This is a genomic window from Chloroflexota bacterium (assembly GCA_016197225.1).
Lineage (GTDB): Bacteria > Chloroflexota > Anaerolineae > Anaerolineales > VGOW01 > VGOW01.
On the sequence record JACPWC010000013.1, the window covers coordinates 22,510 to 45,164 of the forward strand.

Sequence of the window (22,655 nt, forward strand, 5' to 3'; positions counted from 1 at the left end):
ACTTAGGTAACATTTACTCTTCATGCAAAATTGGAGTATTGTGACCCTGTAATGGTGAATTCTAGGCGGAGTATGTGACTGCCTGACTATTCCCATCCTCTCCCTAATGTTCAGTTTGGCTCTTTGGGAGCAACAACATGTTCAGCAAGACAGGGATACTGTTGTAAAAGAAGCCGTCTCACTAGCGCAGGTATGCGCCAGGGGACGGTTTTTGTTTGTTATTGCCAGCCTATAGCGGGTCACATCGCCCCTCCAAATGACTGGCTTTTCGTTCAAGTCAAGGAGGATGTCCATGTTTGCCTACAAATTACACCCCCAAAATTTAGCCAATGCCCGACGAGGGATCGTCCTCATTGTCGTGGCAACATTGGCGTTCGCCAGCGTAGGCCGCGCTCTGGCCGACCCGGTACCGAGTCAATCCAACATCCCTGTCTTTTGTTTCCGCATCACCGACATTCAGCGGGTGGCGGGTGACCCTGGCAACGATAAATTCCGTTTCGAGTTCGAGGTCTTGAACTGGTCGAACGGCGAGGCCTTCGGCGTCTACATTGCGCTGGACGAGGGTACAAGCGCCGTGAGCGGCAGCGCCCCGTTTTTTGCGGGCGCGGATATTGATGCAGACGGGCGGCCTCTCGTATTGCTGGATGTCAATGGAGATGGAACGATTAATGACGCTGATCTGGAAGACGCCAATGGAAACGGCCTGCTCGATCCGGGCGAGGACATCAACGGCAATGGCCGGCTCGACAACGACCCCATTCCGGGAAACGTGAACCCGCCGAACGATTGGACGGTGGCTTCCAGCACCGCCACTGCGATCTCATGGAGCGCGGGAACTACCGTGCCAGGGATTGACCTGATTGGTTTTGCTTCGGGTATACCTCTCCAGCCCGGCGACCCGGAAATCTCTTTCATGGACTTCACCAATCTGAGCGACCCGAACTCGGTTGTCATCGAGACGATTGACAATGGTCCTAACGTCATGGATGGCTTCGTCATTACAGTGGATGATTTCGACCCGGGCGAGATCCTCTCCTTCAACTGGTTCCTGACCGACATCAACGGGATCCCCATCGGCGACCCCAGTGGCGAGGGTGGAGGCAATCCCTACGGCTTTGGCGTGGTGAATCTCACTTCGCTTTCCGGAAGTACATTCCCCGGCCCGGTGTTTAGCGGCAACACCGGTTTCAGCCAATCCCCAAAGCTGTTCTTCGATAGCGTCTACCACATTCCGAATCCGGCGAACTTTGCGGCGGAGTTCGGCGCGGCTTTGACGGCGACATTCCAGAACCCGGCGGATAACCTGTTCAATATTCCTATAACCACGCAGTTGCTCAATCCGCTCATCATTGATTTCGACCGGGACGCGACGGGGAACCCAATCCCCGACCGCACCCTGATTGGCGAACAGTACGCAGCCTGGGGGGTCCACATCACGCCGGTCTACTTCACCGGTTCAAGGCTCACTTGTTATCCAGGATATACTTCCGGCACGTCTCCAAACTATCTCGTAACCTTTACAGCGGCAGAAGCAGATCCCGTGAACTGCCGAGCACCCACACTCGGTCGGAACGAAGTGCTAACCGTTAGTTTAGATTTTCCTGCCAGTTCGGCGAGCATCGAAGGGTACACGCGCATTGATGACGTGGACGGCGATCGTCTCAGAATGCAGGCCTTCGACGCCGCCGGGAATCTTGTAGACGAAAATCAGGTGCTCTGTTCCAACACACCAAATCCCAACCCTCCACCTCAATTCACCGAGGGGATATGTAAGCCTACAGTCAGCGGCAGCGGCATCCGTACCCTGAAGGTGTTCCCGAGGGCGGATTTGATAGATGCGCTTGACAATCTCGTTATCGCCATAGAGGTCATTCAGAAGCCAAAACTGATCGTCGTCAAGCACGTGATCAACGACAATGGCGGCACGGCAGTGGCGAGCGACTTCACGATGAGTGTGACCGGTACGAACGTTAGCCCGGCCTCGTTCCCCGGCGCGGAGGCTTCCGGAACAACCATCATGCTTGACGCTGGCGACTACAGTGTCGGCGAAACTGGCCCAAGCGGTTATGCCATGTCACTCTCGGCGGACTGCACTGGCACGATTGCCGTCGGCGAGACCAAAACCTGCACTGTCACTAATGACGACATCCAACCGACGCTGATCGTCGTCAAGCATGTAATCAACGACAACGGCGGCACGGCAGTAGCCGCTGACTTTACGATGAATGTGACCGGCGTCAATGTCAACCCATCATCGTTCCCCGGCAGTGAGTTGCCAGGCACAACCCTCCTGCTCGACGCTGGAAGTTATAGTGTCAGCGAAAGTGGGCCGAACGGCTACACCGCCAGCTTCTCGGCGGACTGCACTGGCACGATCGCCGTCGGCGAGACCAAGACCTGCACTGTCACTAATGACGACACCGCCAGCTTCTCGGCGGACTGCACTGGCACGATCGCCGTCGGCGAGACCAAGACCTGCACTGTCACTAATGACGACATCCAACCGACGCTGATCGTCGTCAAGCATGTAATCAACGACAACGGCGGCACGGCAGTAGCCGCTGACTTCACGATGAGCGTGACTGGCACGAACGTCAACCCGCCTTCGTTCCCTGGCGCAGAATCACCCGGCACGATGGTGGCTTTGGATGTCGGTAATTACAATGTGACAGAGAGCGGGCCGAGTGGCTACACCGCATCGTTCTCGGTGGATTGCACTGGCACGATCGCCATTGGTGAGACCAAGACCTGCACTGTCACTAACGACGACATCGAGTCGCCCCCTGATTTAGTGATAGAAAAGAGCGACGGCCACGACACTGCCCGGGCGGGTGAAACCCTGACTTACACTCTCGCCATTAGCAACGTCGGCGCTCAGGCGGCTACCGGCGTTATTGTCGCCGACACCTTGCCAACGCTGACAAGGTTCGTCGCCGCCAGCGATGGCGGAACCGCCTCGGGGCGCCTTGTCACCTGGCCCGTCTTCGACCTGGCCGCCGGGGCCAGCGTCACTCGCACCGTCACCGTTAAGGTAACTGATATGCTCCCTGGTGGAAGCTCGACAGCCCGCATCCGCGATACGAGAACCTGGGAAGACCCTCGAGGCAGTGGCCTCCGCATTACCTTCTCCACGCCGGAACATTACTCTGGTTGCCGGCCACCGGCGACGATCACCAACGCCGCTACCGTCGCCGACGATGGCGCTCACGGCCCCGACCCGACGCCGGAGAACAATACGGCCAGCGACACTGACCGGGTGATCGCTTCCGATGTGATCTGGACGACGGGCATCCCCAACAACTGGAGTCTGGTAGGCTGGGTGAGAGTCGAATACGTCACTGACACAGGCCGCATCCTGATTAAGCAATACCGGGTGAGACAAACTGGCAATCTAAGATTGACGGTCACTTATCCACCGGTCAGTGAGTGGCCGGTGATGAGAAACGGGATCGCCGAGATCCACGTTGACCTGTCCATTGGAGTCTTCGATAACAATGGGAGGCCGGTGAGATGGGTGGGCGGTGACCAACGTCGGGCGCCGGGCACCCTGGGGCCGGGTCAGGATTGGGATGTGTGGTGCCGCGTAGCAAATCGGTAAAAAAAAAAAATTAATGCTACCGGGCAAACTTCAAGTTCAATTAGAAGACCCGGCTCCAAACGCCTGTTGGCAACCGCCAGCAGGCGTTTGTTATTTTTTTCTGCCGCTTTATCGCAGGCTCTTCGTCGTGATATTTGTTTTATGCCCTGCCACTGATTCTGAAAAATGCTTGCGCCTCACGGCCAAAGAGGAGTAATATGATCTGTGGGAGCGGGTTATAGTTTTGCCCAACTGTTTTGTGAAGCCTCTACCGCTCTCTGTTGTAGCGTTTAGTTTGGGAGCAATAACGTGAGCTTTGGGCAGGCAGTTGGCCCAATCAAACCGTCCGCTGACGTTGAGTGAAACGTCGGGGGCGGTTTTTTGTTTTCCGCCCACCGGGACACAGAAGGGAGGCAACCATCGAACGAACATGATCGTCAAACTGAGATGCAACATCCATCAAGTGGCCTACAAGGCCGGTGACCGGCTGAACTCCGGTCGGAAAGGAAACACACAATGTCAGAGCAAGAGAACGTCAAAATTGCGCAGATGTTTTTCGACAACTTCAATGCCCACAATTTGGACTGGGCTGATGGGATCGTCACCGACGATTATCGGGCCGAGGGGCCAGGCGCGCCTGGCCCGATGACCAGAGAGCAGGTAAAAATGCAAAACCAGGGTTTTCTGACGGCGTTCCCTGATTTGCATTTTGAGGTGACGCTCACTCTCAGCCAGGGTGACTATGTTGTGCTACATTGGATAGGCACCGGCACACACACCGGGCCGCTCCCTACACCTTCAGGCGGCGCTATCCCGCCCACCGGCAAAAAGGGGACAGTGTCGGGCAGTGTCACCTATCAGTTCCGGGAAGGCAAAGTGGCCCGCGCCTGGAATTTCTGGGATATGGCCAGCCTGTTGGGGCAGTTGGGCTTACTGCCGCCTATGTAACCACAACTTGATATTCAACCAACCCTCAGAGCCTGTTTGACAAATCGAGTTTTGGCCGATTTCTGTAGGGCGAATTGGCAATTCGCCCTACAATTTCTGAATTTCAAAACAGGCTCGCGGGTTGGCATTGTGCATTGTGAATTGTGGATTAGCGGCAAAGACTGTGGGAGCCGACGATGATTAAGCCTTGACTTCAGGCGGCGATTTTTGTTATAGTGCCGTCAACCACATAAACCAAAAACGTCGAAGAGGACGAGTATGCGCCGAAACGAGGCATAGAGAGTCGGACAGAAGTTGGTGGAAGCCCGACGCCCACGCTGACGCGGAATGGCCCTCAGAGTTGCAAGGCAAAAAGCTGTGAAGCTGAGTAGCCGCCGCCGGAGACGCCACCGTTATCAGGGCAGAGGGTATCGCCATAAAAGGCTGTGCCCGCAAAAAGTGAGGCTGGCCTACGCAAAATCTGTCGCATCGTCGGCAGATTTTTGTTTATGTATCCCACCGACCTAAACTGGGTGGCACCACGGAAGACTGCTTTCGTCCCAAAAGATGGAAGCAGTCTTTTTGATTCTCGCAAAAGCACGGATTTCCAGAAGAGGCGGATCGCGATCTGTTCATTCTGAGAATCCGTGCTCTGAAGAGGCAATACTATGGTGCTTGCTCAACCCACTCTAACTCACCACTCTGACTTTTCCACGCACGTCACCGTCGCCCGCGAACTGCCCACCGATCTCGAAACGCCTGTCTCAGTCTACCTTAAACTTGCGGCGGGCGGCGGGCCGTCGTTTTTGCTGGAGAGCGTGACCGGCGGCGAGCAGGTGGCGCGTTATTCGTTCATCGGCGTCGAGCCGAAGGTTGCGCTCGTTCTGCGCGGGCGGACGATTGAGCGACACGCGGGCGGCCAAATTACCGATTACGAATTACCAAGCAACGTTGACCCTCTCGAATCAATCCGCGCCGAGCTGGCCGATTACGCCGTCGAGCACGCCCCAGACCTGCCGCGCTTCCTCGGCGGCATGGTCGGCTATCTCGGTTACGAGACTGTCCAGTTCTTTGAGCCGACGTTTGATTTGCCGAAAGCCGATCTGCCAGATGGCATCTTCCTGCTGGCCGACACGGTGGTAGCATTTGATCATGCGCGAGGGCGGACGCTGTTGATGACGACGGTCTCGACAGAGGAGCGAGAGGAGGCTGAGGCGCGGCTGGGTGCGCTGGCCGAAAAGATAAAAGCTGCCACTCCCCAAAAAACCCAGGCACCCAAACTCCCATTCACGGAGAAAGGAGAGACGCGAACGCGATCAAACATCACCCGAGAGGCATTTGAGGCGAGTGTTCTGCGAGCGAAGGAGCACATCGCGGCCGGCGACATTTTTCAGGTGGTGCTGTCACAACGGCTATCCCGGCAGACGGCGGCTAAACCGTTCGACATCTATCGCAGTTTGCGGCGGCTCAATCCGTCGCCGTACATGTTCTTCTTCGACTTTGGCGCTCTGGCCGGCGAGCCGTTGCATCTAATCGGCGCCTCGCCGGAAATTCTCACTCGACTCGAAGGGGCAACCGCCACGGTGCGCCCCATCGCCGGGACTCGCCCCCGTGGCCGGACGCCTGCCGAGGACGCAACCCACGAGGCCGACCTGCTAGCCGACCCTAAAGAGCGCGCCGAGCACGTGATGCTGGTGGACCTGGGCCGCAACGACATCGGACGGGCCTGCAAATACGGCTCGGTGAAAGTGTCGGAACTGATGACGGTTGAACGCTACTCGCACGTGATGCACATTGTCTCGCACGTCACCGGCGAACTGAGCGAAGGGCGCGATGCTTACGATTTGATCCGCGCCACGTTTCCGGCAGGCACGGTGAGCGGCGCGCCCAAAGTGCGGGCCATGGAAATCATCGCCGGGCTTGAGGGCGAAGCGCGCGGGCCGTACGCAGGCCTGGTGGGTTACATCGGCTTCGACGGTTCGATGGACACCTGCATCACCATTCGCACCTTGCTCATGCGCGGCCAGACAGTGAGCGTGCAGGCCGGGGCCGGCATCGTCGCCGACTCTGATCCGGCGAAGGAATACGAAGAGACGATGAACAAAGCCAGGGCGCTTATTAAAGCTGTTGAGTTGGCCGAAGAATCTTTCTAAAGTCGGGTGGTCAGGTAGTCGAATAGTCGAACAGACTACTCGACTACTCGACCACCAGACCAAGCGACAAAACGACCATGACCAAACCCCGTCTTCTTACCGGCGACCGCCCCACCGGCCGGCTCCATCTCGGCCATTACGTGGGCAGTCTTGCCAATCGAATCAAACTACAACATGAGTACGAAGCCTTCTTCATCATCGCCGACTTACACACGCTGACGACGAGGCCGGAGCGCGACTTCATCCGCGAAATCCCCGGCTACATTCGCGAGATCGTGTTGGACTATTTAGCCGTCGGCATTGACCCGGAGCTTTCCACCATCTTCGTCCAGTCGGCCATCCCCGAAACTTACGAACTCAACCTGCTGTTCGAGATGCTGGTCACCGTGCCGCGCCTTGAACGATTGCCTTCGCTGAAAGACATGGCTCGCGACGCCAACCTGGACACGATGCCGTTTGGTTTGCTGGGCTACCCCGTTTTGCAAGCGGTGGATATTCTGCTTCCACGCGCCAACATCGTGCCGGTCGGCAAAGACAATCAGGCGCACGTCGAACTGGCCCGCGAGATCGCCCGCCGCTTCAACCTGCTGTACGCGCCCGTCTTCCCCGAACCTGAGGCGCTGGTGGGCGAAGTGCCGACGCTCGTCGGCACGGACGGGAGCGCCAAAATGAGCAAGTCGGCGAACAACGCAATTTATCTTTCAGATGACGCCGAAACAGTGGAGGCCAAAGTGAAGGTCATGTATACCGACCCTAACCGTCTGCGCGCCACCGACCCCGGCACGGTCGAGGGCAACCCGGTCTTCATCTATCACGACGCCTTCAACGCGAACAAAGACGAAGTGGCCGATTTGAAAGAACGCTATCGCAACGGCAAAGTGGGCGACGTGGAAGTGAAAGCCAAACTCGCCCAGGCCCTCAACGCCTTCCTCGATCCGTTCCGCGAGCGCCGCGCCCACTACATGACGCGGCCACTGCTCCTGCAGGACGTGATCGCCAACGGCATCCGCCGGATGCAGGCCGAGGCCAAAGAGACGATGTTGCTGGCGCGCGAGGCGGCAGGGCTGGGCTACGTAGCCGAGTTGTATCAGGACACGGTGGATATTTTTGGGGAGAGTGAGTGAAGAGAGATTGGAGATTAGAGAATTGGAGATTGGGCATGATTGCGATGATTGATAACTACGACTCGTTTACTTACAACCTGGTTCAATATTTTGGCGAACTGGGCACGGAGATGACCGTCTTTCGTAACGACCAAGTGACACTCAATCGCCTTGTCACCCTGTCACCCTCCCACCTTGTCATCTCCCCCGGCCCCGGCGACCCGAATGACGGCGGTATCTCCAACGACGCCATTCTCTACTTCACCGGCAAGATTCCGGTGCTGGGGGTGTGTCTCGGTCATCAGTGCATCGGCGCTGTCTTTGGCGGCAAGGTCAGCCGCGCTCCCCGGCTCATGCACGGCAAAACGTCGCCCATCTACCACCACGGGCAAGGTTTGTTCGAGGGCCTGCCGTCGCCATTCAACGCCACTCGCTACCACTCGCTCATCGTCGAAGAGCCACTGCCCGACTGCCTCGAAGCGCAAGCCTTTACCAAAGAAGGCGAAGTGATGGCCTTGCGCCACAAAGAAGGCCCGACCTTTGGCGTGCAGTTCCACCCGGAAAGTATTTTGACGGAGGGCGGGAAGGTGCTGTTGAAAAACTTTCTGGAGTTAGTCGGGTAGTCAGATGGTCAAGTAGTCGAGTAGTCAAGTGGCCGGGCAACGAGCCATCCGACTACCTGACTACTCGACTACAAGACTGCTTGACTTGTTCGCCATGATCAAAACCGTCCTCCCCAAACTTCTCCGCCGCGAGAATTTGACTCAGGCCGAAGCGGAAAGCGCCATGACCGACATCATGGGCGGCACGGCCACCCCGGCCCAAATTGGCGGCTATTTGATTGCCTTGCGGATGAAAGGCGAAACGGTGGACGAGATCACCGGTAGCGCCCGGGCAATGCGGGCGCACGCCACCAAGGTGGCGCCGTCTCGCAGTGGCGGCCAACCCTTGTTCGACACCGCCGGAACCGGCGGCGACGGGGCAGGCACGTTCAACGTCTCCACGGCGGCGGCCTTCGTCGTCGCCGGAACCGGGCGCAAGGTCGCCAAGCACGGCAACCGCGCCGCCTCGTCGGCCTGCGGTTCCGCCGACGTGTTGAGCGCGTTGGGCGTGAGCCTGGAACTGACGCCGGAGCAAGTGGCGAAGTGCATTGACGAAGTCGGCATCGGCTTCTTGTTTGCGCCCAGGTTTCATCCAGCTATGAAATTCGCCGTCGGCCCGCGCAAGGAGTTGGGCCAGCGCACCATCTTCAACGTGCTCGGCCCGCTCACCAACCCGGCAGGCGCGAGCCAACAACTGATCGGCGTGTACGACCCGGCGCTGACCGAGACGATTGCCAAAGTGTTCGGCGAGCTTGGCGGGGTAGCGGCGTTTGTGGTGCACGGTCACGGCGGCCTCGACGAGTTGACGACGACCGGCCCGAATAAAGTTAGCCATCTCAAAGACGGCCAAGTGACGACATTTGAACTTGATTCGGAGTCGCTTGGTTTGCGCCGCGCCGGGCCGGGCGATCTCAAAGGCGGCTCACCGGAAGAGAACGCGCAGATAATGCGGCAAGTGTTGAGTGGCGAGAGCAATGGCGCTTTGAAGGACGTGGTTCTGCTCAACGCCGCCGCCGCCATCGCCGCCGACAGCGGCGACCTGGCGAACGGCCTAGCCGAAGCCCGCCAAGCCCTCGAAAGCGGCGCGGCCCTGGCGAAGATGGAAGCGCTGGTCAAACTGTCTAGCGAACTGAGGAAGGGCTAACCGCGAAGGCGCGAAGGCCGCTAAGTTTTTTCTTGGTTTTCTTTGCGTTCTTTGCGTCTTCGCGGTGAAAGAAATGTCTATCCTTTCGGAAATCTTTGCCCACAAGCGTGCTGAGGTAGCAGAGCAGAAGAAGCGCGTGCCGATGATCGAGTTGCGGCGGCAGATTGAGACGGTTCGACCACCACTTGATTTCCTGGCCGCACTCAAAGCCGCCCACCGCCCGGCGCTGATCGCCGAAGTAAAAAAAGGATCGCCGTCGAAAGGCGTGATGGTCGCCGACTTCGACCCGATCCGGCTGGCGCAAACCTACGCCGCCAACGGGGCAACCGCCATATCGGTGTTGACCGACGAGAAATACTTTGGCGGCTCGCTCAGTTACCTTCGTCAAATTGCCAATTTGAATCTCGGCGTGCCACTGCTTCGCAAAGAGTTCATTTGCGATCCCTATCAGGTTTACGAAGCGCGAGCGGCGGGCGCGGACGCAGTTCTGCTCATCGTCGCCGAGTTGAGCGACCACGAACTACTAACGTTTCAGAGCCGGATTCGCCATCTGGGCATGGCGGCGCTGGTGGAAGTTCACACCTATCACGAACTGGTGCGCGCCCTGAGTTGTGGCGCTACGTTCATCGGCATCAACAACCGCGACTTGCGCGACTTTTCCGTGAGCCTGGACACAACGCGCCGGTTGCGCCCTCTGCTCCCGCCGGGCGTTGCCGTTGTAGCCGAGAGCGGCATCCGCGTGCGTGAGGACGTTTGCGGCCTGGGTGTGGACGCGGTGCTGGTGGGCGAGGCAATTGTGCGGGCGGAGGATGTGGGGGCGAAGGTGAGAGAGTTGGCGGGGCGTATTGCGTAGTGCGTATTCCGTAACCTTCTACGGAATACGAAATACGAAATATGAAAATACGTGAAGGTCAAGATTTGCGGCATCACCACCATCAACGATGCTCTGATGTGCGCTGAAGCCGGGGCCGACTTCATCGGGCTGAACTTTTATCCGAAAAGCCCGCGCTATCTCTCGCGAGAGAGGGCGCGCCAGATTGCATCGGCTTTACGCGATCTGCCCAAGCCGCCCGTGCTCGTCGGCGTGTTCGTCAACGAATCGGCGGCGGCGATGAAGGCGGCGCTGGACGAGTGCGGCTTAGACCTGGCCCAGTTGAGCGGCGACGAGTCGGAGGACGTTTTACATGCGATGGGCGAGCGCGGGTTCAAAGCAATACGCAACCACCAATTACCAATTACCAATTACCAATTACTTCTCTTCGACGCTCACGCCGCCGGTCATTTCGGTGGAACGGGGAAAACAGCCGATTGGACACTGGCGGCTCAACTGGCGAAGCAATGCCGGTTATTGCTGGCCGGCGGTCTCACCCCGGACAACGTCGCCCTGGCAATTGGCCGCGTCCAACCGTGGGGCGTGGACGTGGCCTCAGGCGTCGAGACGGCTCCGGGAGTGAAAGACCGGGCGAAAGTATTTGCATTCATCAAGGCGGCAAAGGATGTCTCTAATTCTAACTCCTCACTCTAACTCCCCCGGCAAGTTCGGCCCTTACGGCGGCCAGTTTGTGCCAGAGACGTTGATGCCCGTGCTCGACGAGCTTGTTGCGGCCTACGGCGAAGCGCAGGCTGACAAGTCTTTTCATCGTGAGTTTCAACATTTGCTCGAAACTTATGTTGGCCGCCCGACGCCGCTCACTTACGCCAAACGACTCAGCCAGCAATTGGGCGGCGCGCAAATTTACCTCAAGCGCGAAGACCTGGCGCACTCCGGCGCGCACAAGATCAACAATGCTTTGGGGCAAGCCCTGTTGGCGAAACGCATGGGCAAAAGGCGCATCATCGCCGAGACGGGCGCGGGGCAACACGGCGTGGCGACGGCCACCGCCTGCGCTCTGCTCGGCCTGGAGTGCATTGTTTACATGGGCACGGTGGACATGGCCCGGCAACAGCCCAACGTCTTTCGCATGAAACTGTTGGGCGCAGAAGTTCGCGGCGTGGAGAGCGGCACGAAGACGCTCAAGGACGCCATCAACGAAGCCATCCGCGACTGGGTGACAAACGTGGGCGGCACCTACTACCTGCTCGGCTCGGCGCTCGGCCCGCACCCCTACCCGACGATGGTGCGCGACTTTCAATCCATCATCGGGCGCGAAGCGCGGGCGCAGATTTTGGAGCAGACCGGGCGACTGCCCGACACGCTGATCGCCTGTGTCGGCGGCGGCTCGAACGCGATTGGCCTGTTTCACGATTTCATCGCCGACGAGAATGTTGAGATGATCGGCGTGGAGGCCGGCGGCGAGGGAATCGCCAGCGGCAGACACGCCTCGCGTTTTGGCGATCCGCGCGTGGGCCGCGTTGGCATTTTGCACGGAGCAAAGACCTTCGTTCTGCAAACGCCCGACGGCCAAATCGCCGAAACGCACTCCATCTCTGCCGGACTGGACTATGCCGCCGTCGGCCCCGAACATTCTTACCTTCACGACAACGAACGCGCCTTCTACACCTCGGCCACCGACGAAGAAGCCTTAGCCGCCTTCTCGACTCTCTGCCGAACCGAGGGCATCATCCCCGCCCTCGAATCCTCGCACGCCGTCGCCGAAGCCCTCAAGCGCGCTCCGACGATGTTGCCCGATCAGATCATCGTCGTCAATCTGTCGGGCCGGGGCGATAAAGACCTTGACACTGTCATGAAGAGTTTATAGAGGATTGGAGAATTCTCCAATCCTCCAAATTCTCTAATCTCTTCTCTCCAATGTCTCGCATCGCTGCCGCCTTCACCCCTCGCCCCGCCCTCATGCCCTACCTCACGCTCGGCTATCCCGATCCCGAAACGTCGCTGGCTTGCGTCCAGGCCACCGCCGAAGCCGGGGCCAACCTCATCGAACTCGGTCTGCCGTTCAGCGACCCGCTGGCTGACGGCCCGGTGATTCAACATTCGACGCAAGTGGCGCTGGAGAACGGCGTCACCGTCGCCAAATGTTTGCAGATGACGACTGAACTGAGGCGGCGCGGCGTGGTCGTTCCGCTTCTGTTAATGGGTTACTACAACCCGATCTTCGCTTACGGCCTGGCCCGGTTCGCCGGTGACGCCGCCTCTGCCGGGGCAGACGGCTTCATCGTCCCCGACCTGCCACTGGAGGAAGCAGACGAGCTTGAAGGCGAGTGCCGCAAACACGACCTGTCGCTGATCTATATGCTCGCGCCCACTTCGACGCCGGAGCGAATCAAAAAAGTTGCCGAACGCGCCAGCGGCTTTCTCTATCTGGTTTCGGTGACGGGCGTGACGGGTGAACGGTCGGGCGTGGCCGGAGGACTGAGGGAGTTTGTGGGGCGGGTGAAAGAGGCGGCCAGTGTTCCAGTGGCGGTTGGATTTGGAATCAGCACCCCGGCCCAGGCCGTCGAAGTCGGCCAATTCGCCGACGGCGTCATCATCGGCTCGGCCATTATCAAAGCCGCCAGCGGCAAAAAGCCGGTAGAAGGCGTAAAGGAGTTTGTCAGGCACATGCGCAAAGTTTTAGGCTAGACCCCCTCTTGAGTACTAACCACGTCACAAATATTTACCAAAAGCTGACCGATTTTTTGCTATAATTACTACCGCCAAAGTCCAAATTGATAAACAACCAAATATAACGGGCCAACTGTCAACAGATATGACCAGTTTCTGGTTTCGCTGATGCGTCGCCTACAGCCAAACAACAAGGGCCAAGAGCAACCCAGAGCGGCCCAGCCTTCACTTCCTTTAGCGGTTTGGGTCATCATCACGCTTGCCGTTTCGATCTTTATTTACGGGGCTATTGCCGTGATAGGAATCGTATATAGCTCATCGCCTGTTTCAACCGCCCCCCCGACTCCTCAATCGAGTCTCGCCACGCCTTACCTTCCAACCGCCGTTCCAGTGGCCGCCGCCGCCCTGCCGACCATTGCCCCGCCGACATCCACAACACTCTCCTCCACCGGCCTCGCCCCCTCATTCACCCCCAGTTTCAGCCCTGCTTTTACCGCAACCCTCACCTTCACCAGCACGCCAACCTACACGAACTTTCCAAGCGCAACTTTCACGCCGACAAACGCCGCCCCCAGCCCGACCTTCACCCCTCCGAACACCTCTCCTGCTCAAGACACTGTAGCCCCGACTTTCACCTGGACACCCAGCCCCACCACCGAGTTGACCGCCACCCCGAGCGCCACCTTTCAGCGCCCCACCCCCAGGCCGACTGACGCCGGTTTGTCGTTTGACAACGCGCGACTCCAAAGCGGGGCCGACGAACTGCTGATATTCGGCAATCTGGTCAACAACACCGGCGTTGCCCGGAAAATATTGCACATCACTGGAACTTTCTACGATGCTCAGGGCCAGGTGGTTGCCGACGACAGCGACCTCACCGATTACTGGGCCAGCGATGTCGTTCCTGCCGACGGGCGGATGCCGTTCCAGTTGGTTGTTGACGGCATTCAAAACGTCGCCAGCTACAACCTGCGCGCCGAAACCCAGTTGAGCAATGATCCGCCGCGCACGGACTTCGAATTTCTGGCCGCCAGGCAACAAAACCGGCAGAATGCCTACTGCGTCTCGGCAGACTTGCAAAACTCCGGCAATGATCTGGAAGATTATCTGGTCATTGCCGCCGTTCTGTACGATAACCAGAACACCGTTGTCAACTTCGGGGATTGGTTCGAATCTTCCCCCAGCGGCATCGTCGGCGAAGACACTTACACCTTTGAAATTTGTGTGAACTCGCCTAACGCCGGGGCCGCCCGTTACGAATTGTTAGCCTGGGGACGGTAACTCAGGCTGAAGGAGGTGAGGCCTATCAAGTTAGCCCGCAGATCAGGCAGGTTGCCCACAACCGTATGCACATTGGCCGAATTCTACACATAAGTTTGAGGAGGGAAAATATGAAATCGAATATTCGCCCGTTCCTGGCGTTAGGAATCGTGGCAATTCTTGTGGCCAGCCTCTTCGGGCCGCAAACAGTGCGCCGGGCTTATTCAGAGGCCTTGCGGAACAACGTCCTGCAACATGCGTTGAATGTCGAACTGGGTTACGCGACGCCGGCGAAATACGAACAGCAACTATCGTCGGGGGCGATGTATGCCATACTCGAACAGACCGGCGTGTTTGAAGATCGAGTCGCCGCCGCTATTCAGAGCGCGGGGCAAGGCTCTGACGATGACAAGGGCGGGTCGGCGCTCAGCCGAAGCAATACTCAGGGATGCCAGAATGTCTTCACCGGCGATGGGCGGCGCAACATCCGCGTCAACCAGGACTGCTCACTCCGCCGCCAGGCCGAAGAAGTGATCGCCATTGACCCGAATGACAACCGGCACTTAATCGCGGGCGCAAACGACAGCCGCATCGGCTTCAACCATTGCAGCTATGCCTGGTCGTTCGACCGTGGCCGGAGTTGGGGCGACTACGTCCCACCGTTCTGGCAGTTCATTATGGCCGACGGCCACACTTCTGATGCCTGTAGCGATCCCACTGTCACCTTCGACGCCGACAGCAACGCTTACATTGCCGGCGTCATCTTCGACATTAACTCGGCGGCCAGCGCCTTTGTCGTAGCCAAAGCCAATGCCGACACCGGCGGCACGTTCTTCCACACCCCGGCGGCGCTCCCCTTCCAGGAATACCGGGACTTTCCGTTGGGCGTGGTCGCCAGCGACAACAACCCCAACGTCTTCCACGACAAGGAATTCATCGTCGCCGACGACAACATGGGTAGCCCGAAGAAGAACAATGTCTATGCTACCTGGACGCGGTTTGACTTTGATACGGGCGCTGGTGTTGGCGCCCACAGTCCCATCTTCTTCAGCCAATCCACCAACGGCGGCGCAACCTGGTCGGCGGGCATCGAAATCAACGGCTCGAACGCTACGGACTGCGGAGTCTTCAGCGGCGAGGCTGATCCAAATGCCTGTGATCAGGATCAAGGCTCACATCCGATCGTCGGGGACGACGGCACGATTTATGTGGCTTTCGGCAACGGCAACACGCCGCTTGTCGGCGTCAATCAAGTGATGATGGTCTCCTGCCCGGCCAGCGCGAATTGCTCGCTTGCCTCCAGTTGGACTGCTCCGGTCAAAGTGGGCGACCTGATTGACAATCATCCCACCGGCCCCAGCCCCGCTGGTTGCCCTGCCTTCCGCCAGTGCCTGCCGCCCAACGGCTACCGCGTGCCGGAGTTCACCTCGATATCCATTTCTGTGGACGAGGACAACAATCTCTACACCGTCTGGTCAGACTTCCGCAACGGCGGCGGAACATGCACCGGCTCGGCGGCAACGGCCACCCCGCCCTGCGACAACGACGTCTTCTACGCCTTCTCGACCGACGGCGGCGCAGGTTGGAGCGGCACGTTCCAGATCACGCCAGCCGGCAGCGCTCAGTGGCAGCCGTGGAGCGAAGTGACCCACGACGGCAAGGCGCTCTGGGTCGCTTACTACGACCGCTCCTTTGGCAACTGCGAGTTCACCGGTTGCAATGACATCACCCTGGCCAAGATCAAGCACCCGGCTTCCAAGTCACCCAGCGTATCCTTCAAGCGTCTCACCACCGGCTCCATGCCCAACCTGACTCCGGCCAACAACCCGCTTCAGGCGGGCTTCCTGGGCGACTATATGTGGGTTGACGTGGATCAGAAGGACAACCGGCCCTATGTGGTTTGGGCCGACACTCGCGGGCGAGGCACCGGCGCTGTCGAGGAAGACATTTACTTTGCCCTCGGCCCCAAGCCGTAAGCACCCGTCAAAGAAACTCTGTGGCGCTTGCAGTGGGCGCAAGTGAAACCGGGTTTCCCTTCGAGCGGCAGGAAGAAACACTTCCTGCCGCTCTTTTTGTTGAGGGATTACGGCGCAGGACGCACCGACTCAATCATAGCCTCAAACACCTGGCGGTCGCCGCCTTTGAACAACGCCAGTGAGAGAAGTTGTTTCGTCCCGTCCGACAACTCTATTGGGATGCTGGCGCTGTAACTGCCGGAGAGGGTATCGAAGCACACTTGCGCCGTCAGGCCGTTAGCGGTCACGCGAGTCTCACAGCGCGTATTTGGCAGTTGGTTCTCGCGCGCGAAATCCTCCGGCAGAAGATTCCCGGTGTCGAGCAGAGCAAGCTGAATGACTCCACCCTGCGGCGACTTGAACGTTACGACCGCCCCCTGTTCAACTGCCGACCAGTCCGACGGATAATCTACCGCTATTTGCAGATTTGGGCTGACAAACATTTTCCAATCGCCGGCGAGAGCAGGCGGCGCAGTTGTACCAACCGCCGCCTCAACCGTAGCAGTTGATTTCGGGGTGATGGTCACTTTTGGTTTGAGCAGGGGCGTCACCACAATCGGCCGGGCCGTAGACAGTGGCGTTCCCCCCTGATCCAGGAAGGGGATAGTTGGAACAGGTTGACTGCATCCGGCCAGCCCGAAGACAATCGCACCCATCATCAGCGACCAGAACCGCTTGTGTCTCATCATGATGATCTCCTGTCAGCTTTGTGGTTCGAGTGGCAAGTTGCTGTTTTGTAGACGCGGCACAGCGCGGCGAAGTTCCTCTTGTGCTACACTGTCGCCCATCGTTCTGTTAAAACAACGCGCCGCAGAACTTGGTATACTTCGCTCCATCAGAAAGGTTTTCTATGCCCGAAGAATTTTCTCCCGCCGAGTTCGGCGCATCCTGGCACAAGTTCATTGAGTTCGTCAACTCGCAAATTCCCCCGCCCGAACCGCCGCCGCCTCTGCTGGCCGACAAGATGACTGCTTTCCTCGGGCTTGACCCCACGCAGTTGGTCGTCGTCAAGGAAAGTTTTGCTGACCGAGACCTGCCGAACGTGCAGATCGCCATTGACTACTTTCTCACCGGCCCCGACCGATCCGCCGAGCAAGCCGGCTACCTCACCGACCACGACTACCCCGGCTTCAGCCTGTCCACCATTTTAACCCGGCGGCAGTATCAGTTCGTCGCCGAAGGGCCGGTGCAATATCGCTCAGTGGAATTGGCGAACGGCGAACGTTTGCAGTGCATGGAACGCGGCTTGTATTTGATTCGCGATCACGATGTGCGGCTGGTGATCTTCGTGCGCGACGCCGAGAACTTCTTTGGCGGGCAGGGCGTGACGCTGGAAGTTTTGTGCCCGCTCTCGGACTGGGCCGAACGAGTCCTCTCCGAGATTCGGCGGCTGGCCCACGAACACAACGTCTATCGCGGCCACGTGCTTTCGCTGGGCGCGCACGGGCCAGACAGCATCGGCTTTCACAGCTTGCCGCAGATCGAGCGCGACTCGATTATTCTGCCGCCGGCCCTGTTGAGAACCATCGAGCGCAACACTCTGAGCTTCGTGGAACTTTCGCCGCGATTGCGGGCCGCCGGGCGGCACGTGAAGCGCGGCCTGCTCTTTCACGGGCCGCCCGGCGCGGGCAAGACGCTCACTATCATGTACCTGCTCTCGCAGATGAAGAGCCGCACGGTGATTTTGCTCACCGGGCGGGTGATGGGGCTGGTCACCCAGGCCTGCCAACTGGCGCGTTTGCTCGCGCCTTCGGTGGTGGTGCTGGAAGATGTGGATTTGATCGCCCAGGAGCGCGACCGCGAGAGCGCCGCCGGCCCTCTGCTTTTTGAATTGCTCAACGAGATGGACGGCCTCTCGGAAGACACCGACGTGCTGTTCCTGCTCAGCACCAACCGGCCCGTCATGTTTGAACCGGCGCTGACGGCCCGACCTGGCCGCTTTGATCAGGCCATCGAATTCCCCCTGCCCGACGCCGACTGCCGCCACAGCTTGCTAACGCTTTACGGCAAAGGGCTGGAGTGAGTTCGGCCTTCATTCGCGAGTTACTGCGCAAAGCCGCCCTCATCGCCGCCGACCAGAGCCGGGAGTCCACCGCGCCGCTGGTGGTTGCCGATACGCACCTGCGTGAAGCTCTGCAAGCCATTTTGGTCGAAGGCGGAGAGTTGACGCAGAAGTTGTTGGGGGTTGCGCCGGGGGCGCTGGCCGAGTAACCCATGCCTTTTTCTTTCGAGGGATCCAAAGACGAAGTTGCCCGGCTGGTGAAGCACTTTCTCACCAACAAGGCCACGTATATTGCCCCGGCTTATAAAGAAGCCCACGCCCGGCAGGAGTTTATTGACCCGCTGTTTATGGCCCTCAACTGGGACGTGCCGAACCGCCAGCGCGCCGCGCCCGACTACCGCGAAGTCATTGTCGAAGATTCGCTGGCTATGGAAGGCTACGCTTCGCGGAAAGCGCCCGACTACGCCTTCCGCGTCGGGCGCGAGCGCAAGTTTTTTGTCGAAGCCAAGAAGCCGGGCGTGGATTTGAAAACCGCCGCCGCGCCTGCTTATCAACTCCGGCGCTACGTCTGGAGCGCCAAACTGCCGCTCTCGATTCTCACCGATTTTGAAGAGCTGGCCGTCTACGATTGCCGCCTCCGCCCCAATGAAAAAGACAAGCCGGGCGTGGCGCGGGTGAATTACCTGACGTGCGAAGAATACGCCGACCGCTGGCAGGAAGTGTGGGACGTATTTTCGCGGGAGGCGGTGTGGGGCGGTTCGTTTGACCAGTTTGCGCAAGCAGGCAAAAACAAACGCGGCACGTCCGAAGTGGACGCCGAGTTTCTGAAAGAGATTGAAGGCTGGCGGGAGGCGCTGGCCAAAAACATCGCCCTGCGCAACCCGCGCCTGACCATTGACGAACTGAACGACGCGGTGCAACGCCTCATTGACCGCCTCATCTTTTTGCGGATGGCCGAAGACCGAGGCGTTGAAGACTACGGCCAACTGCAACGTCTGGCCGAGGGCGAAGGCATTTATGCCGGATTGCTGGCGCTCTCGCGCAAGGCGGACGCCAAATACAACTCCGGGCTGTTCGACTTTTCAAAAGGCGGCGACACCGTCACCCCCCGTCTCGCCGTTGACGACAAAGCCCTGCGCCCCATTCTGGCCGACCTGTATTACCCGCAATCGCCGTATGAGTTCAGCGTCCTGCCCGCCGAAATTTTGGGCAACGTTTACGAGCAGTTTCTTGGAAAAGTGATCCGCCTCACCGCTTCACATCAGGCCAAAGTGGAAGAGAAGCCGGAAGTGAAGAAGGCGGGCGGGGTCTATTACACGCCGGCTTACATCGTGGAGTACATCGTCAAAAACACGGTGGGCAAGCAGATTGAAGGCCAAAGCCCCAAACAACTCAAAGGCTTCCGGGTGCTGGATATGGCCTGTGGTTCAGGCTCTTTTCTGCTTGGCGCGTATCAGTATCTTTTGGACTATTACCAACACTGGTACACCGGGCATCAGCCCGAAAAGCACCCCGGCGCGGTGCGCCCACACGGCGAAGCGTGGCGGCTGACCACTGCCGAGAAGAAGCGAATTCTGGTCGAGCATATTTTTGGGGTGGACATTGACCGGCAGGCGGTGGAGGTGACCAAGCTGAGTCTTCTGCTCAAAGTGCTGGAAGGCGAGAGCGATGAAACCCTGGGCAAGCAACTGGCGCTCTTGCAGGAACGCGCCCTGCCCAACCTTGACCGCAACATCAAATGCGGCAACAGCTTGATTGGCCCGGATTATTTTAGCGGGCAACTGCTGAAGGATGACGACGAACTGCGCCGGGTGAATCCGTTTGATTGGGCGGCGGAATTTCCCGATGCGATGAAGGCGGGCGGGTTTGATTGTGTGATTGGGAATCCGCCGTATGTATTGATTGATGATGCGATTGGCAAAGACCACTTGCGACAGAAGTACGTGTTATCTTCTGGCAAGCCTGATTTGTACAGATATTTCGTTGAATGCTCACTCGGTTTGAGCAAACGTGGCGGAAGATTTGGATTCATTATTCCCAACACAATACTCACGATTCCGGCGGGCAGGGATTTGCGTAAGTATTTGTTGACTGAAGGTGGGTTAAATCTAATTGTGAACTTTTGGGGCCAAGTTTTCAACCGGGTTTCGGTGAATAGCATCATTCTCTTTACTGAAAAGGGTAAGTCCCATGATGCTATAGAAATAATCGAAGACAAAAGCAATTTGCCAAATCATGGCACACTCGCACTTGCTCAACAACAGAGCAGGCTGGTTACAACAGCATCCTGGCTCGCTAACGACGAGTTCCAGATTCAATTGTCGTCAACTGCCAACGTGGATCTGCTCATTAGAAAAATAAAGGCGGCTTCAGTTGAATTGGCTTCAGTTGCCAAATACACATTGGGGATGCAGGTTTATCACAACTCAATGCACACAAAGCAACAAATTGAAGAGCGTGTTTACCATGCGCCAACAAAAAAGAATCGGTCGTTTTGGCCCGAATCCGGTGGGCGGAACATCGGCCGGTATTTCTTTCGTGACACCTTCAAAGAATATGTGTCCTATGGTGAGTGGTGCTACAACAAGCCAGATTGGGAATTTTGTTCTCAGCCCCGAATACTGATACGCGAAATTCCTAGCGGCAAGGGCCTGGTATGTGCTTTTACCGATACCGTCCACGTATCCAACAAGGCGGTCATAATTATCATCCCTGCTCAATTGTCTGCAACATATTTGCTCGGCATATTGAACTCAAGGCTTATTGGCTTCTACGTGAGTGCTACTGGTGAGAAGGGCGCACAACGTCTATTCCCTCGCATATCACTTACTACTGCAAGAAGACTCCCCATCCGCCCCATCAACTTCTCCGACCCCGCCGACAAAGCCCGGCACGACCAAATGGTAATGCTGGTGGAGCAAATGCTGGACTTGCACAAGCGCAAGGCTCAAGCCAAAGACGCCGTCGGGCAGGAGCGCCTGCAGAGGCTCATCGATTCCGCCGACAAGCAAATTGACGCGCTGGTTTATGAGTTGTACGAATTGACGGCGGAGGAGATTGCGGTGGTGGAAGGGGCTAATAAATAAGCAGGAGGAAGGCGATGTCTCTAATCCGCTAGATGGCCTGGTTCACACTTCACCTTTGTTCCTGCGGCGGGAGCTTCCCAGCGGTATCCAGGCAATCGTTAGAAAAGGTTGTCGGGCGGATTAGAGCGTCTAACAATCATCGTTTACCTCTTCCCGGCCGCCCACCCGCAAGCCAGCCCGAGGCCGCCGCTCACGCCCAGCGCAAAGAGAACATCAATCGCAAACGCCGCCACGTTGAAATTGGCGCGATAGGCAAAGCCGCCCTGCTCCAAAAACAACAGCGGGAAGCCCAGGCGCACAATATCATCCGCACAGCCCGACACGCCCAGCACCGCCGTGATGCCACAATCCGATTGAAAGTGGGCGGCCACCAGAGTCAGGCCGGCAAAGGCCGCCAGCCCCAACCCGAAACCGAGGGCGAAGAACAAGAGGCGTCTTGGCAGTTGGCGGGCAAATTCGTTTTGCGCGTTCATCGCCGGAAGTTTATCAGCGTTGCCGGTTCAGGGCAATTGCGGGCAAGACCTGCCGGGTCTGGTTGACAAGATGATGAATTAAGTTTGCCAGGCCCGGCAGGTCTCATCGCCGGCAACGATTGCCGGTTGCAATCAACGTGCTTCCGGCGTATTATGGGCGCATTGCCTCAAACATCGGCAGGAGCATCCTTCATGAAGTGGCAAGAAATCCGCAACCATTATCCCCAGCAATGGCTTCTGCTTGAAGCCATCAAGGCCCGCTCCAAAGCTGGCAAACGAATTCTTGAGCAGTTGTCGGTGGTGAGTGCCTATCCCGACTCGGTGACTGCCATGAAAGGTTACACCCAACTTCATCGCGAAGCGCCGGAACGCGAACTTTATATTTTTCACACCGCCCGCGAGACTCTTGACGTTTCTGAGCGGCGCTGGCTGGGCATTCGCGGGGCGCACTGTCTTTTCGGCAGACAAAGTTCTAGCCATCGGCCTGAAATTGGAAACTGACGACGTTGTTCATCGTATTCGCGGCGTCGGCGGCGCAGAGTTTGTTTTCACCAAACGAATTAGCCGCCTGTCACTTGGCAAACTCGAAGCCAGCGAGTTTGAAATTGAAGTTGGCGCCATGGATTACGGCTTCGACATGGATGGAATCATTGGAATGGATTTCCTCACCCAAGTCGGCGCAGTTATTGATTTGAAGCGGTTGGAAATTTACCAGAAACCAAAAGACGTGAAACGAAAGCGCCTCTGAAGGGTTGATCATTTTCACAAGGAACCGGATGGACTAACGAAGAAGGGTTAGGCCCATTTCAAG

17 protein-coding genes and 1 pseudogene are annotated in these 22,655 nt (G+C 58.0%); 16 read left to right on the plus strand and 2 right to left on the minus strand.

Annotated features, from left to right (window positions below; all coding sequences use genetic code 11):
* Window positions 1-292: 292 nt before the first annotated feature.
* The 12 genes from HYZ49_02210 (at window position 293) to HYZ49_02265 (ending at window position 16,244) form a co-directional block, all read left to right on the plus strand.
* A complete protein-coding gene (locus tag HYZ49_02210) occupies window positions 293-3,598 on the plus strand; it encodes a DUF11 domain-containing protein (GenBank protein MBI3241091.1) in 3,306 nt (1,101 codons plus the stop codon).
* 495 nt (window positions 3,599-4,093) lie between these two features.
* Window positions 4,094-4,525 (plus strand): ester cyclase, encoded by a 432-nt coding sequence (locus HYZ49_02215; GenBank protein MBI3241092.1) that lies wholly within the window; start codon window positions 4,094-4,096, stop codon window positions 4,523-4,525.
* Between the two features lie 647 nt (window positions 4,526-5,172).
* The gene (gene trpE / locus HYZ49_02220) at window positions 5,173-6,657 is read left to right on the plus strand and encodes an anthranilate synthase component I (GenBank protein MBI3241093.1); all 1,485 of its coding nucleotides are present in this window, start codon (window positions 5,173-5,175) and stop codon (window positions 6,655-6,657) included.
* A gap of 77 nt (window positions 6,658-6,734) precedes the next feature.
* On the plus strand, window positions 6,735-7,781 hold the full coding sequence (gene trpS / locus HYZ49_02225; protein MBI3241094.1) for a tryptophan--tRNA ligase: 1,047 nt from the start codon (window positions 6,735-6,737) through the stop codon (window positions 7,779-7,781).
* Between the two features lie 35 nt (window positions 7,782-7,816).
* Window positions 7,817-8,383, plus strand: coding sequence for an aminodeoxychorismate/anthranilate synthase component II (locus HYZ49_02230; protein MBI3241095.1), 567 nt, complete (start codon window positions 7,817-7,819; stop codon window positions 8,381-8,383).
* A gap of 94 nt (window positions 8,384-8,477) precedes the next feature.
* On the plus strand, window positions 8,478-9,506 hold the full coding sequence (trpD, locus tag HYZ49_02235; protein MBI3241096.1) for an anthranilate phosphoribosyltransferase: 1,029 nt from the start codon (window positions 8,478-8,480) through the stop codon (window positions 9,504-9,506).
* Window positions 9,507-9,579: 73 nt separating this feature from the next.
* Window positions 9,580-10,359: an indole-3-glycerol phosphate synthase TrpC gene (trpC, locus tag HYZ49_02240; protein MBI3241097.1), complete on the plus strand. Its 780-nt coding sequence runs from the start codon at window positions 9,580-9,582 to the stop codon at window positions 10,357-10,359.
* Window positions 10,360-10,410: 51 nt separating this feature from the next.
* A complete protein-coding gene (locus tag HYZ49_02245) occupies window positions 10,411-11,031 on the plus strand; it encodes a phosphoribosylanthranilate isomerase (protein MBI3241098.1) in 621 nt (206 codons plus the stop codon).
* Window positions 11,003-12,205, plus strand: a complete 1,203-nt coding sequence (gene trpB, locus HYZ49_02250) for a tryptophan synthase subunit beta (protein ID MBI3241099.1) — start codon at window positions 11,003-11,005, stop codon at window positions 12,203-12,205. Before HYZ49_02245 ends, trpB begins: the two co-directional genes overlap by 29 nt.
* A gap of 50 nt (window positions 12,206-12,255) precedes the next feature.
* On the plus strand, window positions 12,256-13,026 hold the full coding sequence (locus HYZ49_02255; protein MBI3241100.1) for a tryptophan synthase subunit alpha: 771 nt from the start codon (window positions 12,256-12,258) through the stop codon (window positions 13,024-13,026).
* A gap of 150 nt (window positions 13,027-13,176) precedes the next feature.
* Complete coding sequence (locus tag HYZ49_02260; GenBank protein MBI3241101.1) at window positions 13,177-14,289, plus strand: hypothetical protein; 1,113 nt, start codon at window positions 13,177-13,179, stop codon at window positions 14,287-14,289.
* Between the two features lie 110 nt (window positions 14,290-14,399).
* The gene (locus HYZ49_02265; protein MBI3241102.1) at window positions 14,400-16,244 is read left to right on the plus strand and encodes a hypothetical protein; all 1,845 of its coding nucleotides are present in this window, start codon (window positions 14,400-14,402) and stop codon (window positions 16,242-16,244) included.
* A 107-nt stretch (window positions 16,245-16,351) separates the two neighbouring features.
* Here the strand turns inward: HYZ49_02265 and HYZ49_02270 are convergent, their stop codons facing one another.
* A complete protein-coding gene (locus HYZ49_02270; protein MBI3241103.1) occupies window positions 16,352-16,972 on the minus strand; it encodes a hypothetical protein in 621 nt (206 codons plus the stop codon).
* Window positions 16,973-17,133: 161 nt separating this feature from the next.
* Between HYZ49_02270 and HYZ49_02275 the strand changes: the two are divergent.
* Together HYZ49_02275 and HYZ49_02280 are read left to right on the plus strand one after the other, a co-directional pair.
* A pseudogene (locus tag HYZ49_02275) lies at window positions 17,134-18,494 on the plus strand (ATP-binding protein).
* Between the two features lie 3 nt (window positions 18,495-18,497).
* On the plus strand, window positions 18,498-21,371 hold the full coding sequence (locus HYZ49_02280) for an N-6 DNA methylase (GenBank protein MBI3241104.1): 2,874 nt from the start codon (window positions 18,498-18,500) through the stop codon (window positions 21,369-21,371).
* A gap of 143 nt (window positions 21,372-21,514) precedes the next feature.
* Here the strand turns inward: HYZ49_02280 and HYZ49_02285 are convergent, their stop codons facing one another.
* Window positions 21,515-21,844: a hypothetical protein gene (locus HYZ49_02285; GenBank protein ID MBI3241105.1), complete on the minus strand. Its 330-nt coding sequence runs from the start codon at window positions 21,842-21,844 to the stop codon at window positions 21,515-21,517.
* 192 nt (window positions 21,845-22,036) lie between these two features.
* On the opposite strand from HYZ49_02285, the gene HYZ49_02290 reads away from it, so the two are divergent.
* Together HYZ49_02290 and HYZ49_02295 are read left to right on the plus strand one after the other, a co-directional pair.
* Window positions 22,037-22,345, plus strand: coding sequence for a hypothetical protein (locus HYZ49_02290; protein ID MBI3241106.1), 309 nt, complete (start codon window positions 22,037-22,039; stop codon window positions 22,343-22,345).
* Complete coding sequence (locus HYZ49_02295; GenBank protein ID MBI3241107.1) at window positions 22,251-22,592, plus strand: aspartyl protease family protein; 342 nt, start codon at window positions 22,251-22,253, stop codon at window positions 22,590-22,592. Before HYZ49_02290 ends, HYZ49_02295 begins: the two co-directional genes overlap by 95 nt.
* The last annotated feature ends 63 nt before the right edge of the window (window positions 22,593-22,655 follow it).

Coding starts and splice junctions, on each gene's coding strand:
- trpS (MBI3241094.1), top strand. CDS start 6,735: ATGACCAAACCCCGTCTTCTTACCGGCGACCGCCCCACCGGCCGGCTC.
- HYZ49_02230 (MBI3241095.1), top strand. CDS start 7,817: ATGATTGCGATGATTGATAACTACGACTCGTTTACTTACAACCTGGTT.
- trpB (MBI3241099.1), top strand. CDS start 11,003: ATGTCTCTAATTCTAACTCCTCACTCTAACTCCCCCGGCAAGTTCGGC.
- HYZ49_02255 (MBI3241100.1), top strand. CDS start 12,256: ATGTCTCGCATCGCTGCCGCCTTCACCCCTCGCCCCGCCCTCATGCCC.
- HYZ49_02265 (MBI3241102.1), top strand. CDS start 14,400: ATGAAATCGAATATTCGCCCGTTCCTGGCGTTAGGAATCGTGGCAATT.
- HYZ49_02270 (MBI3241103.1), bottom strand. CDS start 16,972: ATGATGAGACACAAGCGGTTCTGGTCGCTGATGATGGGTGCGATTGTC.
- HYZ49_02215 (MBI3241092.1), top strand. CDS start 4,094: ATGTCAGAGCAAGAGAACGTCAAAATTGCGCAGATGTTTTTCGACAAC.
- HYZ49_02285 (MBI3241105.1), bottom strand. CDS start 21,844: ATGAACGCGCAAAACGAATTTGCCCGCCAACTGCCAAGACGCCTCTTG.
- HYZ49_02260 (MBI3241101.1), top strand. CDS start 13,177: ATGCGTCGCCTACAGCCAAACAACAAGGGCCAAGAGCAACCCAGAGCG.
- trpE (MBI3241093.1), top strand. CDS start 5,173: ATGGTGCTTGCTCAACCCACTCTAACTCACCACTCTGACTTTTCCACG.
- HYZ49_02290 (MBI3241106.1), top strand. CDS start 22,037: ATGAAGTGGCAAGAAATCCGCAACCATTATCCCCAGCAATGGCTTCTG.
- trpC (MBI3241097.1), top strand. CDS start 9,580: ATGTCTATCCTTTCGGAAATCTTTGCCCACAAGCGTGCTGAGGTAGCA.
- trpD (MBI3241096.1), top strand. CDS start 8,478: ATGATCAAAACCGTCCTCCCCAAACTTCTCCGCCGCGAGAATTTGACT.
- HYZ49_02210 (MBI3241091.1), top strand. CDS start 293: ATGTTTGCCTACAAATTACACCCCCAAAATTTAGCCAATGCCCGACGA.
- HYZ49_02280 (MBI3241104.1), top strand. CDS start 18,498: ATGCCTTTTTCTTTCGAGGGATCCAAAGACGAAGTTGCCCGGCTGGTG.